Raw genomic sequence first — 13,465 nt, 5'->3', positions numbered from 1 at the left:
CGACAAGCACTTTTCCTGTCTGGCAAGGTGGGAGGCATCATGTCAGAACAGGAAAAGGACCCCGACCTAAAAATCAAGCTCGGGCAGAATAACGAAATCAAAATTAAAAACAAATACGAGACGTTTTCCATCGCCAATGATATCGCCATCTCCGTGGTGTTTATCCTCGGCTCGGTGCTAACGCTTGCCGGCTTGTCGATGGTCGCTACCGTCTTCTACCTCCTGGGCAGCCTCGGCATGGCAGCCCGCCCGGCCATCCGCTTAAAGCGCCGCACACACCTGCAACGCATTGGCGCGGATGCAAATACTGCCGAAAGTTATGACTACTAAGTCACAAATGGGCTAGCAGTAAACTTTCAGCAACTAGCAGGGACCTATCAGGCACAATCCATTGTGGTAGCAGCCCCGTGCCCCATACTTTAATCATGCGTTTGAGAGAGCGCATACGAGAGAGATAGAGAGAACCCCTCAGTTTCCAGAGGGCGGCTTAGGCCGATACATGGAAACACCTTGTAGAGAGAGACGCCTGCGGCCCTCGGTTCCTTCCGGTTCCGAGGGCCGCAGGCGTTTTATCCTGTTATAGCGAAACGCTACTGGTGCAGCTTATTCTTTTTCGACGCGAATAGCACCGCGGTTCCAGTCACCAGCGCCGCAGCCACCAAATAAAAAGCAGGGGCAAGCTGCAGTCCTGTGACATCAATAAGCCAGGTGGCAATCATCGGAGCGGTACCGCCAAAGACAGCATTGGCAGTATTAAATGTCAGCGCGAAGCCGGATAGACGCACGTGCGTGGGGAACTGCTCGGAAAGGAAGGAGGGCAGGACGCCGTCGTTAAGCGCCAGCACGCCACCCAAGCAAACCTGAATGATAATGACGAGGAGGATTCCGGCGCCGTTGAGAAGCATAAAGGCTGGAATGATAGTCACGCCCATAAAAGCTGCCGCGCACAGCATGGTTGTGCGGCGGCCCAGGCGGTCCGAAAGCATGCCGGTGAGCAAGGCAAAGCCCACATAAAATGCGGAGGCAACAGAGGACGCTATAAACGCCGGGGTTGCGGCCATACCCAACTCTTCTGAGAGGTAGGTGGGCAGGTAGGTCAAGATGACGTAGAAACCAATGGCGTTGAGCACCGCACCAGCAAAGGCAATGGCCAAGGCCTTGGGATACTTGAGCACCTCCCGCAACGGAGATTCTTCCGGTTCATCCTGATCCTCAAAGTGGGAGGACTCCTCCGTATGACGGCGAATCCACAGGCCATACATGCCCAAAGGCAGCGCAATCAAGAAAGGCACACGCCAGCCCCAGGAATCCAAGGCGGCATCGTCGAGCACGCCCGTCAGCAACGAGGCAATGAGCGAGCCCAGCAACAAGCCGGAAGCCGTAGCGGACGGTACCACCGCGGAATATATGCCGCGCTTGCCGGCCGGAGCGATCTCGGCCAAGTGCGTGGCCGCGCCTGCATACTCACCGGCTGCCGAAAAACCCTGCACCATGCGGCACAGCAGCAGCAAAAGGGACGCGGCGAAGCCGATGGTGGCATAGCCAGGAAGGAAACCGATGCACGCGGTAGCCAGGGACATCATCACAATGGAGACCGTTAGGGTCTGGATGCGTCCGTGTTTATCACCGAAGTGACCCCATACGATGCCACCCAAAGGCCGCACCAAGAATGACAGCGCAAAGAGCGCAAACGTCATAATCAGGGCACGGCGGCCTTCCATCTCCGGGAAAAAGACTCGGGAGATAATCGCGGACATATAGATATAGGCTGCGTAATCGAACCACTCAATGAAGGTGCCTATAAACGCTGCCTTGATGGCCGAGCGATGCTGGCGTTTTGTTTCTTCTGTATCTTCCACCTGTGCCGGTACGGCATCATTGGCTGGGGGTTGGGAAGTGAGAGGAGACATGCTCCTCACCTCAATTCTGTAGCTATACAAGCAGTTGAAAACGGCGCAGGCCCGCTGCGCGCATGCCCTCAACCCTACAGAATCAACTTATGGTGTACGTCACTTTTATGCGCCAATATTGCACTCCCCCACAATTGTTACGCTTGTCAGCGCCTTATCCATCCCCTCCCAGCCATTAACAGCCACCCAACAGCCGAGCCTCATGGACACTACAGCACAGTGCCCCATACTGAGATCGTGCGTTTGAGAGAGCGCATATGAGAGAGATAGAGAGAACCCCCTGCAGTTTCCACAGGGCGGCACATGCCGATATATGGAAACAGTGAGAGAGACGCCTGTGGCCCCCAGTTCCGAAAGGAAGTGGGGGCCACAGGCGTTTTCCCAGTTAAGACCCTAACTTCATGCTGTAGAGGGCTTCTGCGGAATTTTTTTATCAAAATCAATAAGTCGGCCCAATGCCCAATCCTTATCAGTTAGCAGGCGAGAAAACACCAATCCGGCGCCAATAGAACCAACCACCATCATTCCTGTCGCAACGTTTGCCAAAGCTTGATCCATTTGACCGTCATTCAAATAAAACACTGCTCGAAACATTGTCACCCCCGGAATCATAATCACGGCAGCCGGAACGGTCGTTGTAATACGAGGAAGGCGCGCCTTTTTAGAAGCAACCGCACCTAGCAGCCCAATCAATAGTCCTCCCACGAATGCCGCAAAGAAAATAGTTGTACCTGCGTGAATGAGGATCAAACGGAGCTCGTTTGCCACCGTTCCGACACACGCTGCGACCAAAACCATGCGGCGGGAAGAGTTGAAAAGAAAGGCAAAGCCAGCAATTCCCAGAAAACTTGCGACCGGCGCCAACAAAAACCACTTCATATCCTGTGCAGGGGCGGGCGGATCAGGGGTAAGTTGTGTCAACCAGCTAACCATCGAGACCGTGAAAGTCGCTGTAAATATAACAGTGAAGGCGTACCCTAACCTGACTATTCCTGCGTCCAAATCAAAACGCGCAATGTCGATCAAAGCAGAGAAAAGAGGAAATCCGGGGATCAAGAATAAAACCGCTGCTACCACGCCCGAGGACAATTCACTCGGAGCCACTGAGCCTATCGCACCAAAAAATTCCGTTAAAAGGAAGAAAACGATACTTGCCGTTGCCCCGCCAGCAATTACTCCCCCGATTTGATGGACGTGCCGGTGGAGAACCGTGTACCGCACAAACTGGCCTGCAAACGCCGCTAGAGCCACCAACCCCACCGCTTCTAGCGGGAAAAAGTTAAGATACGCAAACGCCGCGCACGCGATCGCGGCGGCAAAAGAAAGAACTAAACCGCTCCAGCGTTTTTTGACTCCAAACTCAATACCATCCAGCTTTGCCGCCAATTCTTGGGCAGTAATCCCCGCATAGAGCCGATTATGGGTCAGGTCTTCTAAGGCTTCTATCCGCGAAGCATCAACCGCAGGAGAATGTTGCCGGGCAATCACTGTCCTGAAATATTCCCCGCGGTGGAACGTACAAGTAATCTGCGTCAAACCCACTGTGGCATCTAAGTGGTCAAACCCCAAAGCACGCGCACTGCGTTTCATCCCCCTTAAAACACGGTAACCAGAAGTGCCGGCACCCATTAGGAGCATTCCCACCCGCAAGACAACATCCGCTTCCACGCCCATTTGCCGGTGCAATTCTGGATCAAATTGTTGCGACACATCTCCTCCTCTGACACGGTTTTAGCGCCTATTTAAAGGCTTCTCGACCCCAACCGAAGCCCGAGAACACACTTTTAGTTTTACCTAGAATCCTACGCAGAACCGCACCCCTATGAATAGTTCTTCATCGGCCTAGAGGTCGCCGCCCTTTACACCGTGGGCAGGTTTGCGCGTCTATTAGCCGATTTCCACCCCATTACCACAATACTCACAGGTAAAACGCAGGCCTGTAGCAGGCTAGAAAGTTATCTTAAGTTCATGCGTTTGAGAGAACGCAAGAGAGATAGAGAGAACCAGTTCCAGCGCCCTGCGGCCCCAAGTGAGGCCCGGGCGTTGGAGCTGTTTTAGGGGTCTGCCGGTTAAATGCACTAAGAAACGGTGGACGCAGGAAAACCTTGCATAGAGAAAACTCACCAGACCTGGCGGCTATGAACTACTCCCCCACAGCCCGGATGCCAGCAGCAATGGCCACACACCTTTTAAAAGCCGTGCGGCCATGTACAGTTTCCCGCTTAGTCGTTGCCCAGATAGCTCAATGCAGCGGCAGCAAGTGCTTCGGTGCCAGTGCGCAATGTGGGTTGGAGCAGTGGGGCGAAGTGCGGGCTGTGGTTGGGAACATCTTTTCCTTCTTCGCGGCCGGAAAATACCCAGAAGCAATAGGGAACCCCAAAGGCACGCGCAATGGTGGAGAAATCCTCACTGGCTGTGAGGGGTTCTGCGGTAAGAACGCGGTCGGCGCCGAAGTAGGATGTGAAGGCTTTCTGGAGCCGCGCCGTGGTCTCGTCATCATTGCTGGTAAGCGGGTAGGCATCGTGATAGTTAAATTCAGCAGGCTGAGGGCTACCGGCAGCCTGGCACTCAGCGTTGACGATGCGCTCGATGGCGCCGGAGATTTTATCGCGTACTTGCTCGCTATAGGCACGCACGTTGATCTTCAGGTTAGCCTCAAAAGGAATGATATTTGCCTTCGAACCGGCATTGATAGCACCCACGGTCAACACGCCAAACTCGGAAGGGCTTAGTTCGCGGGAAATGACTGTCTGAAGGCGCGTCACAATGGAGCTGGCCAGCACCACTGGATCGACGCTGAGGTGTGGCATGGAACCGTGCGAGCCTTGGCCATAAACCTTGACATCCAGACTTACCGCGGTGGACATAAAGGGTCCTGCGGCAAGAGCAACGGTGCCAGCAGGAAATTGGCTAGCAAAAACATGTTGGCCTAGGACAACATCGGGAGTTGCTACCTTATCTACCAGACCGTCATCCACCATGGACTGGGCACCGGCAGCGATTTCCTCGCCCGGTTGGAAAATTAGTTGCAGGGTGCCGGACCACTGGTCGGTGGCCTGCGCCATGAGCGCACCCATGCCCAGCAGGCTGGCCACGTGCGAATCGTGACCGCAGGCGTGCATGACGGAAATGGGGTTTCCATCCGAGTCAAGGGCGGTATCGGTGGAGGCATAATCCAGGCCAGTGTCCTCCTTGACTGGTAGGCCATCAAAATCCGCGCGCAGCAAGACAGTTGGCCCGGCACCATTTTCTAAGATGCCAACCACGCCACCGCCTACATCCACTTGTTCAAACCCGAGGTCAGCAAGCTTGCCCTTGATGATGCCAAGCGTGCGCTCCTCCTGCATTGATAACTCCGGGTGCTGATGCAGGTCCTTATAAAGTGGCTCCTGCCAAACTTTGACGGAGTCATAGTTGCTGCAGACAGTGCGGACAGACATTGCTTCCTCCTTGTGGAATCGCGGTGGAATATGGGTGCCAGTGTAGAAGGGCGGGAGAAAGGTGGGCGTCGGCAAGCAAGGCATTTTTGTAATGCCAGCCATAGTTTTATGGCAAAGAGACAGGCGCCATGGCACTCTGAGCTGGAGTTTTCAGAAAGTTCGATGACGTATCCACCTTTAACCCATCGGACATTTATAATTCACCGATTATTTGTTTTCCATGTATCTGGGCTTCACCCATCCGCCCTAGATTGACCGAGTGACCTTTCAGGAAGACTCTCTCAGTGGCGGCAACTCAGGCACTACCATCGCCCGTCCCGCCCACACGGAAAACCCCAGTGATTCTGCGGCGCTGCTACGCAAAGCAGCGCGCAATCGCCACAAGGAATGGCTGCTGGCCGCAGCGCTTTTAGCGCCGAACCTGATCCTGCTGGCTGTATTTACTTACCGGCCGCTGCTAGATAATATCCGGCTATCCTTTTTCAATTGGAATATTTCCAGCCCTACCTCCACCTTTGTAGGCTTGGACAATTATGTGGAGTGGTTTAGCCGCGAGGATACGAAGACCATCGTGCTCAACACTGTGGTATTTACATTCTTTGCGGTCATTGGCTCAATGGTCATTGGTCTAGCGCTGGCATTACTGCTCAACCAGAACATTAAGGGCCGCAACTTTGCACGCTCGGTGGTCTTCGCGCCCTATGCCATCTCTGGCGCGGCCATTGGTATCGCCTTCCAATTCGTCTTTGACCCGAACTTTGGCCTCATCCAGGACATGCTGGGCTGGTTCGGCATCGACTCCCCGAATTTCTATGCCGTGCCAGGCTGGGCGATGTTTATGGTGACGTTCACCTTCGTGTGGAAAAACTTGGGCTATACCTTCGTCATCTACTTGGCAGCACTACAGGGCCTAGACAAGGAACTGGATGAAGCCGCCGCTATCGACGGCACCGGACGCTGGCGCAAATTCTGGCGTGTGACCATGCCGCAGCTGCGCAATACGACCTTCTTCCTTTCCATCACGGTGCTTCTTAACTCCGTGCAGGTCTTCGACATCATCAACGTCATGACCCGTGGCGGCCCACAGGGCAATGGCACGCAGACGTTGGTCTTCCAGATTTATAACGAGACCTTCGTCAACTTCCGCGCCGGCTACGGTGCGACTGCCGCCACCATCTTGTTCCTGATCCTGCTCATCATCACCCTGATCCAGGTACGCATCATGGATAAGCGAGGTTAACCCACTATGGCTACTTCAACCCTTCACATGGTCACGGATGAATCCCCCACCACCCGTCGCGCCAAGCTCGTAGGCGGCTATTTGGGCATCCTCGCGGTACTGCTCCTTATTGGTCTCCCGCTCTTTTGGATCCTCATGACCTCTTTCAAGGCCAAGGGCGATATTTATACAGATCCGATCAACTGGCTGCCGCCGGTATGGGAGACTGAGAATTACTCCGATGCCACCACTCGCGTGCCTTTCTGGACCTACCTGCGCAACTCGGTAGTAATTACCGCGGTGCTGTCCATCATCAAGATTGTGCTTGGTGTCATCTCTGCCTATGCGCTGGCCATCCTGCGCTTCCCAGGCCGCCATCTGGTGTTCTTGTTGGTCATTTCCTCACTCATGGTGCCCAGCGAAATCACCGTCATTTCTAACTACGCCTTGGTCAATTCCTTGGGCTGGCGCAATACCTTCGTGGGCATCATCGTGCCGCTGGCCGGCGTGGCTTTCGGCACCTTCCTCATGCGCAACCACTTTTTATCCCTGCCCTATGAGCTGGTGGAAGCCGCCCGTATGGACGGCGCCGGCCCCATCCGCCTGCTTACCAAGGTGCTCCTGCCGGTCTCTTGGCCAACGCTGACCGCGTTTTCCGTCATCACCATGGTCAATGAATGGAATACCTACCTGTGGCCATTCCTCATGGCCGATACTGAGGACGTTGCCCCACTGCAGGTGGGTCTGACCATGCTGCAAAACAACGATGGCGTGACCAACTGGGGTCCGGTTATGGCCGCCACCATCCTCACCATCATCCCGATGGTGATCATCTTCCTAGCCTTGCAAAAGTACATGATTCAAGGCCTGACCACTGGCGCCGTCAAGGGATAGAAGGACTTCTACCCCACCCACGCTCGCCGTTTCCACATACTTTATTTCCCCCCTTAACCAGGATTTTTCAGGAGAACTACATGCTACGCCGCACATTCCTCGCCCTTGCTACCACAGCCGCATCTGCCACCACTCTCGCCGCTTGCGCCGGCACCTCTTCTACTAACCCACAAGGCGGTAAAGACAAAGGCGGCGATGGTGAAGTCACCGAACTGACCTGGTGGTCCAACCACCCGGGCACGTCTAAGGACATTGAGAAGGAAATCATCTCCCGCTTTGAAAAGGAGAATCCTGATATCAAGGTCAACCTCGTTGATGCCGGCAAGAACTACGAAGAGGCTGCACAGAAATTCAACGCCGCGCTCACCGGCCAAGATCTACCGGACATCGTGGTGCTTTCCGACGTCTGGTGGTACAACTTTGCCATCAACGGCCAGATCGCCAACGTGGATGACCTGGCGAAAGAAGCCGGCATCGACCTGTCTACCTATGTGCAGCCACTCTACGAGGATTACAACTACGACGGCGGCCACTTTGCGCTTCCTTTCGCTCGTTCCACGCCGTTGTTCTACTACAACAAGGACGCGTGGAAGAAGGCCGGTCTGCCAGACCGCGGTCCGAAATCCTGGGATGAGATGGACGAGTGGTCCAAGAAGCTCGCCGCGGCCGATTCCAAGATGAAGCCATTTGGCTGGGGCGATGCCGTGGACTACCTGGGCTGGATCTTCCAAGGCCCACTGTGGTCCAAGGGCGGTGCCTACTCCGATGAGTGGGACTTGAAGTTCACCGATGACAAGACCATCAAGGCCGTCGAGTGGCTCAAAGACATCACCGATGAAAAGAAGGGCTACTCCTACGTGGGCAATGACATGGCCATGGAGTTCGGCACCGGCCGCGCAGCCGCGACTGTGCTGTCCACCGGTGACCTGGCAGGCCTGACCGATACCGCTAAATTCGAGCTCGGTACTGCATTCCTGCCTAACCCTACTGGCGATGGCGCCTGCCCTACCGGTGGTGCTGGCCTTGCCATCCCAGCTGGCATCAGCAAGAACCGCCAGTTGGCTGCAATTAAGCTCATCGACTTCATCACCAATGAGGAAAACACCTGCTACTGGTCCCAGAACGTGGGCTATATGCCGGTGCGCTCCACCGCGGTAGACAACAAGGACCAGAAGAAGTTCATGGAAGAAAACCCGAACTTCGAAACCGCCATCAAGCAACTTCCGGAGACTCGCCCGCAGGATAATGCCCGTGTCTTCCTGCCCGGCGCGGACCAGGAGATTGGTGGTGCTTTCGAAAAGATTGTCACCAACCGCGATGACGTCACCAAGGTGCTTACAGACCTGCAAAAGACCCTGCAGTCCATTTATGACAACCAGGTCAAGACCGTCATCAATAAGTAGGCTCCCCCAGGCGCCCTCCTCCCCTCACTACATTCTGAAAGGTAACCATGGCTACTGTCACCTTCGATGGCGCAAGCCGCATCTACTCCAAGGATGCTAAACGCCCCGCCGTTGACCGCCTCAACCTCGATATTGCTGATGGCGAATTCTTGGTCCTTGTCGGCCCCTCCGGCTGCGGTAAGTCCACCAGCCTGCGCATGCTCGCCGGCCTCGAACCCACCGACCGCGGCTCCATTCGCATCGGCGGTAAGGACGTCACCGGCGTGAGCCCCTCGGACCGCGACGTAGCCATGGTCTTTCAAAACTATGCGCTCTACCCCAATATGTCCGTAGCGCAGAATATGTCTTTCGCACTGGAAAACCGCAAGGTCCCTAAAAGCGAGATTAAGTCTCGCGTGCAAGAGGCCGCGAAAATCCTGCAGATGGAAGATCTGCTGGACCGCAAGCCCGCCAATCTTTCCGGCGGCCAGCGCCAGCGCGTGGCCATGGGACGCGCCATCGTGCGTGAGCCGGCCGTATTCTGCATGGACGAGCCCTTGTCCAACTTGGATGCCAAACTGCGCGTATCCACCCGCGCGCAGATCTCTAACCTGCAGCGCCGTCTTGGCACCACCACCGTCTACGTCACCCATGACCAGACGGAGGCGATGACCATGGGTGACCGCGTCGCAGTTCTCAACGCCGGCGTCCTACAGCAGGTGGATACCACCCGTACCATTTATGACCGCCCGCAGAACGTCTTTGTCGCCGGTTTCATTGGCTCCCCGGCGATGAATATCTACGACCTATCCCATAACTCCTCGGAGCTGCGTATCGGCTCTACCCGCATCAACTTGGCCAATTACAACTTCGATGGCGTTGAGACTGTCACCGTGGGCATCCGCCCTGAAGACTGGCAGTTAAGCGATACCGGCAACGGTGGGGCAAAGTTTACTGTCGCGCATATCGAGGAACTGGGTAACCAGACCTACGTTTATGGCGACCTTAACGGCGCCGCGGGCAGCAGCTCCGCCGATGGCATCCTTAAGTCCTCTACCCGCATGGGCGGTCAGACAGGAATCCTAGTCAATGCCCGCAGCCGCTATGCGGTGGGCGATACTTTCTATGTTTCTCCCAGCCCAGACCATGTGCATCTGTTCAGCACCACCACTGGTGAACGTCTAAACTAAATGCCGCCGTCAGTTAAAATCCGTTTTCCTGCCACGTAAACCCGCAGGATGCAGTATCCAACACTAAACCCTGGGGCCAGTTCATTGGCTCCCAGGGAATTTTTATATGCCAACCCCAGCAGGGGTGTCGGGTTGGTCGCATTTAGGGGAAGGGGGCGTCGGTAAGCAGAGCTGCTGCTAACGTTGCCGTTATTCAAAGGTTTGCATTAGAAAAGGAGTCCGCCCATGGATACGTGGGAACCCACCCTGTCGACCGGCCCGCTGCTGGGCATTGCGGTGGCCGCCATCGCCGTAATTTAGGTGTTGGTCATCTATTTCAAGCTTCACGCCTTCCTCACACTATTGGTGGTCTCGGCACTCACGGCGCTGGCTGCGGGCATTCCCCTCGACGGAATCGTGCCCACCATGACAGAGAGCTTTAGCTCCACCCTAGGTTCGGTGGCACTGCTCGTAGGCTTGGGCGCCATGATCGGCCGGCTGGTGGAGGCTTCCGGTGGCGCTAAATCGCTTGCCGACGCCATGGTCCGCCGCTTCGGCGAATCCAAAGCACCCCTAGCACTCGGCCTAGCGTCGCTCATTATGGGCTTTCCCATTTTCTTCGATGCCGGCCTGATTGTGATGCTGCCGGTTATCTTCGCCGTCGCTCGCCGCTTGAATGGCCCTGTCCTTGCCTTCGGTCTGCCGGCAGCTGGCGCATTCTCGGTCATGCACGTCTACCTGCCGCCGCACCCGGGCCCCGTTGCAGCCAGCGAATTCTACGGCGCCGATATGGGTCTCGTTCTTTTAGTCGGACTCATCCTAGCCCTGCCCACCTGGTATATCTCCGGCTACCGCTTTGGACTGCTCTCCGGTAAGAAATTCCCCATCAAGGTAACCGATGCCATCGCCGGTCCCCTCCTCACGGAGGACGAGCAACCTCACAAGCCTGCCTCTGCCGCCACGGTGATTTCCATCCTGCTCATCCCGATGGTACTCATCTTCTTTAACACCGGTCTCAATGCTTTGGCGTCCTATGGCACCATCGACGCCGACGCCGCGTGGGTACGGTTCTTTGTCATGCTGGGCCAGACCCCCATTGCCCTGCTGATTACCCTCCTCGTCGCGCTCGTGGTCTTGGGCCTGCGCCGTGGCGTAGAAAAGACCGCGTTGGAAAAGCTTGTCGATTCCTCCCTCGGCCCCATCTGCTCGGTCGTGCTTATCACCGGTGCCGGCGGCATGTTCGGTGGTGTGTTGCGTACCTCCGGGATTGGCGATGCGCTTGCTGATTCCCTTTCCGGCCTCGGCATCCCCGTCATCCTGGCCTGCTACCTCATCGCCGTGGCCCTGCGCCTGGCCCAAGGCTCGGCGACCGTTGCGCTAACTACGGCTGCCGCCCTCATGGTCCCAGCCGTAGAAGCTGGTGGCTTCAACGAGCTCCAGCTCGCTCTTATCGTTGTTGCAACCGCCGCCGGTTCCGTCTTCGGCTCCCATGTCAATGACTCCGGCTTCTGGCTCGTCGGCCGTCTCATGGGCATGGACACCATGACCACGCTTAAGACCTGGACTGTCAACCAGGTGCTCATCTCCGTTATCGGCTTCGCCCTAGTCCTGGTCATGTACGGCGCCGCAGCCGCCTTCTAGCGCCAGCTTTAAGTACCCGCTTTAATCCATGCTGCGGCATCGCCCGCAATTTCCGACGCCGGCCGTGTCACATCAAAGACCCGGCCGGTTTCGTCATCTTCCAGCGGCTCCAAGGTATCGAATTGCGATTGCAAAAGCGATGCCGGCATAAAGTGCCCCGGCCGATGCTGCATGCGTTCATACAGCACATCAAAATCCCCGTGCACGTGGACAAACACCACGCCCGGGCAATACTCGCGAATCAGATCCCGGTATTTCCGCTTCAACGCACTACACCCCACCATCGCACCATCCGGCCTATCCGCCAACCACTGACCAATCTGCTTCAGCCACGGTTCCCGGTCCGCATCATCGAGCGGTATCCCCGCCGCCATCTTGTCGATATTGGCCTGCGGGTGCATATCATCGCCATCGCGATACTCCAGCCCAACCAGCGGCGAGAGCGCCTCCCCCACCGTTGTCTTGCCCGAGCCTGATACTCCCATGACAACGACGTGGCGGAAACTGTGCTGCTTCATGGTGGCTCCTAGGGTTGGGGTTTTAATCGAGTTTAGGCTGAACCCCAGCGCTGACCTATTTTGCGCCGTTCTCATCCCTGGCACAACCGGTGCGATCTGTGTCATTGCGACCAAGGCCTAGATGTTTGGACGAAGCACATCAAGGTAACCACGAATCTCGGCAGAAATAACTTCCACCAGAAAATTAAGGATGGCTCAATAGCTGAATTGGTTCAGCGACTACATGATTTCGCATAAATCATCCGTTGGGAGCCTCTGCCAAGGAAAGCAGCCACGCTATGGCCCCCCAACTGAGGGTTAAGGGGCGATAACGTGGCTGAAAGTTGGCTGGCTCGCGGGGTGAAGGTGGCCTAGGCGAGGTTTTTGAGGGCGTCGGTAACCAGGCACCAGAAACCGGCGTGGTCGAGGGTGGTGGCGACTTGGGTGTGGCAGGAGGCGTCGGCAGGCTCGCGGAGATCGGTGACAGTCATGCCAGTGGTAAGGGCGCCGGCAAGCTCGACGTGGACAGGTGCCTTGCGGGTCTGGACGATGTCCGGATCGATGAGATAGGCGATGGTGCACGGGTCGTGGACCGGCGGGTTATCAAAGCCTTGGTTGGCCTGGTAGGCCTTGCGGAAGAAGCCGAAAAGGCCGACGACGAACTCCGAGACTGGGGTCTCCAAAGCCTTGATTTCGGCTTCCACCTCCGGCGTGGCTAGCGCCTGGTGCGTGAGGTCGAGGCCCACCATGGTTACAGGCCAAGGCTCTTCAAAGACGATGTGGGCGGCCTCGGGATCGATCTTGATATTGAACTCGGCGACTGGGGACCAATTGCCCTCGTGGTAGCCGCCGCCCATGAGGACTACTTCCTTGACACGCTCGACGATGCGCGGCTCCTTGCGCGCGGCCATCGCAATATTAGTTAGCGGCCCAGTAGGCACGAGGGTGATGGTGCCGGGCTCGTGGGACATGATGGTGTCGATGATGAAGTCGATGGCGTGGGCGTCGGCAAGCGCGGTGCTTGGTTCCGGAAGTTGGACACCTTCCACGTCCATGCCGGTGGAGCCGTGGATGGCCTCGGCAACCTCGACGGGGCGCACGAGTGGGCGGTCGCAGCCGGCATAAACGGGAATCTCCGGGTGACCAGCGATTTCCTTGACCACCAGGGCATTATGGGAGACCTTATCCAAGGTCTGGTTGCCGCCCACGGTGGTAATGCCCAGCAGCTCGATGGTGGGGTTTCCCATGGCTAGAAGCAGGGCCACCGCGTCATCGTGGCCGGGGTCGCAGTCCAGAATGGTTTTTCGCGTCAT

Annotated in this window: 10 protein-coding genes and 1 pseudogene; 6 read left to right on the top strand and 5 right to left on the bottom strand. The window is 56.5% G+C overall.

Going from position 1 to position 13,465, the window contains the following annotated elements:
* Nucleotides 1-39: 39 nt before the first annotated feature.
* Nucleotides 40-330, top strand: coding sequence for a YrhK family protein (locus ACLI1M_RS03000; protein ID WP_234288124.1), 291 nt, complete (start codon nucleotides 40-42; stop codon nucleotides 328-330).
* 260 nt (nucleotides 331-590) lie between these two features.
* On the opposite strand, the gene ACLI1M_RS02995 is transcribed toward ACLI1M_RS03000, so the two are convergent.
* From ACLI1M_RS02995 to ACLI1M_RS02985, 3 genes are all read right to left on the bottom strand, one after another.
* On the bottom strand, nucleotides 591-1,910 hold the full coding sequence (locus tag ACLI1M_RS02995; RefSeq protein WP_200288112.1) for an MFS transporter: 1,320 nt from the start codon (nucleotides 1,908-1,910) through the stop codon (nucleotides 591-593).
* Nucleotides 1,911-2,309: 399 nt separating this feature from the next.
* A complete protein-coding gene (locus tag ACLI1M_RS02990) occupies nucleotides 2,310-3,584 on the bottom strand; it encodes a threonine/serine exporter ThrE family protein (protein ID WP_200289060.1) in 1,275 nt (424 codons plus the stop codon).
* Between the two features lie 548 nt (nucleotides 3,585-4,132).
* A complete protein-coding gene (locus tag ACLI1M_RS02985) occupies nucleotides 4,133-5,350 on the bottom strand; it encodes an amidohydrolase (RefSeq protein ID WP_200288114.1) in 1,218 nt (405 codons plus the stop codon).
* Between the two features lie 307 nt (nucleotides 5,351-5,657).
* On the opposite strand from ACLI1M_RS02985, the gene ACLI1M_RS02980 reads away from it, so the two are divergent.
* The 5 genes and pseudogenes from ACLI1M_RS02980 (at nucleotide 5,658) to ACLI1M_RS02960 (ending at nucleotide 11,655) form a co-directional block, all read left to right on the top strand.
* Entirely contained in the window at nucleotides 5,658-6,590 is a 933-nt protein-coding gene (locus tag ACLI1M_RS02980; RefSeq protein WP_200289061.1) for a carbohydrate ABC transporter permease, read from the top strand.
* A 27-nt stretch (nucleotides 6,591-6,617) separates the two neighbouring features.
* Nucleotides 6,618-7,463: a carbohydrate ABC transporter permease gene (locus ACLI1M_RS02975; protein WP_200289062.1), complete on the top strand. Its 846-nt coding sequence runs from the start codon at nucleotides 6,618-6,620 to the stop codon at nucleotides 7,461-7,463.
* Between the two features lie 80 nt (nucleotides 7,464-7,543).
* Nucleotides 7,544-8,866 carry an ABC transporter substrate-binding protein gene (locus tag ACLI1M_RS02970; protein ID WP_049359450.1) on the top strand — a complete coding sequence of 441 codons (1,323 nt, stop codon included), beginning with the start codon at nucleotides 7,544-7,546 and terminating at the stop codon, nucleotides 8,864-8,866.
* A 47-nt stretch (nucleotides 8,867-8,913) separates the two neighbouring features.
* Complete coding sequence (locus tag ACLI1M_RS02965; RefSeq protein WP_248099711.1) at nucleotides 8,914-10,035, top strand: ABC transporter ATP-binding protein; 1,122 nt, start codon at nucleotides 8,914-8,916, stop codon at nucleotides 10,033-10,035.
* Nucleotides 10,036-10,260: 225 nt separating this feature from the next.
* Nucleotides 10,261-11,655: pseudogene (locus ACLI1M_RS02960) on the top strand (GntP family permease).
* An 8-nt stretch (nucleotides 11,656-11,663) separates the two neighbouring features.
* Here ACLI1M_RS02960 and ACLI1M_RS02955 read toward each other — a convergent pair.
* On the bottom strand, nucleotides 11,664-12,173 hold the full coding sequence (locus ACLI1M_RS02955) for a gluconokinase (RefSeq protein ID WP_200288118.1): 510 nt from the start codon (nucleotides 12,171-12,173) through the stop codon (nucleotides 11,664-11,666).
* A 350-nt stretch (nucleotides 12,174-12,523) separates the two neighbouring features.
* Nucleotides 12,524-13,465 (bottom strand): nucleoside hydrolase, encoded by a 942-nt coding sequence (locus tag ACLI1M_RS02950; RefSeq protein ID WP_411706652.1) that lies wholly within the window; start codon nucleotides 13,463-13,465, stop codon nucleotides 12,524-12,526.

Origin of the sequence: Corynebacterium sp. LaCa54, assembly GCF_046717495.1 — a bacterium.
In the GTDB taxonomy this organism is placed as follows: Bacteria; Actinomycetota; Actinomycetes; order Mycobacteriales; family Mycobacteriaceae; genus Corynebacterium; species Corynebacterium kefirresidentii.
This window is presented reverse-complemented; position numbering and strand designations above follow the sequence as displayed.

What these genes read in the sequence shown, in the direction of transcription:
- ACLI1M_RS02985 (WP_200288114.1), bottom strand. Translation starts at nt 5,350, where the DNA reads ATGTCTGTCCGCACTGTCTGCAGCAACTATGACTCCGTCAAAGTTTGG.
- ACLI1M_RS03000 (WP_234288124.1), top strand. Translation starts at nt 40, where the DNA reads ATGTCAGAACAGGAAAAGGACCCCGACCTAAAAATCAAGCTCGGGCAG.
- ACLI1M_RS02970 (WP_049359450.1), top strand. Translation starts at nt 7,544, where the DNA reads ATGCTACGCCGCACATTCCTCGCCCTTGCTACCACAGCCGCATCTGCC.
- ACLI1M_RS02955 (WP_200288118.1), bottom strand. Translation starts at nt 12,173, where the DNA reads ATGAAGCAGCACAGTTTCCGCCACGTCGTTGTCATGGGAGTATCAGGC.
- ACLI1M_RS02990 (WP_200289060.1), bottom strand. Translation starts at nt 3,584, where the DNA reads ATGGGCGTGGAAGCGGATGTTGTCTTGCGGGTGGGAATGCTCCTAATG.
- ACLI1M_RS02995 (WP_200288112.1), bottom strand. Translation starts at nt 1,910, where the DNA reads ATGTCTCCTCTCACTTCCCAACCCCCAGCCAATGATGCCGTACCGGCA.
- ACLI1M_RS02975 (WP_200289062.1), top strand. Translation starts at nt 6,618, where the DNA reads ATGGTCACGGATGAATCCCCCACCACCCGTCGCGCCAAGCTCGTAGGC.
- ACLI1M_RS02950 (WP_411706652.1), bottom strand. Translation starts at nt 13,465, where the DNA reads ATGACGCGAAAAACCATTCTGGACTGCGACCCCGGCCACGATGACGCG.
- ACLI1M_RS02965 (WP_248099711.1), top strand. Translation starts at nt 8,914, where the DNA reads ATGGCTACTGTCACCTTCGATGGCGCAAGCCGCATCTACTCCAAGGAT.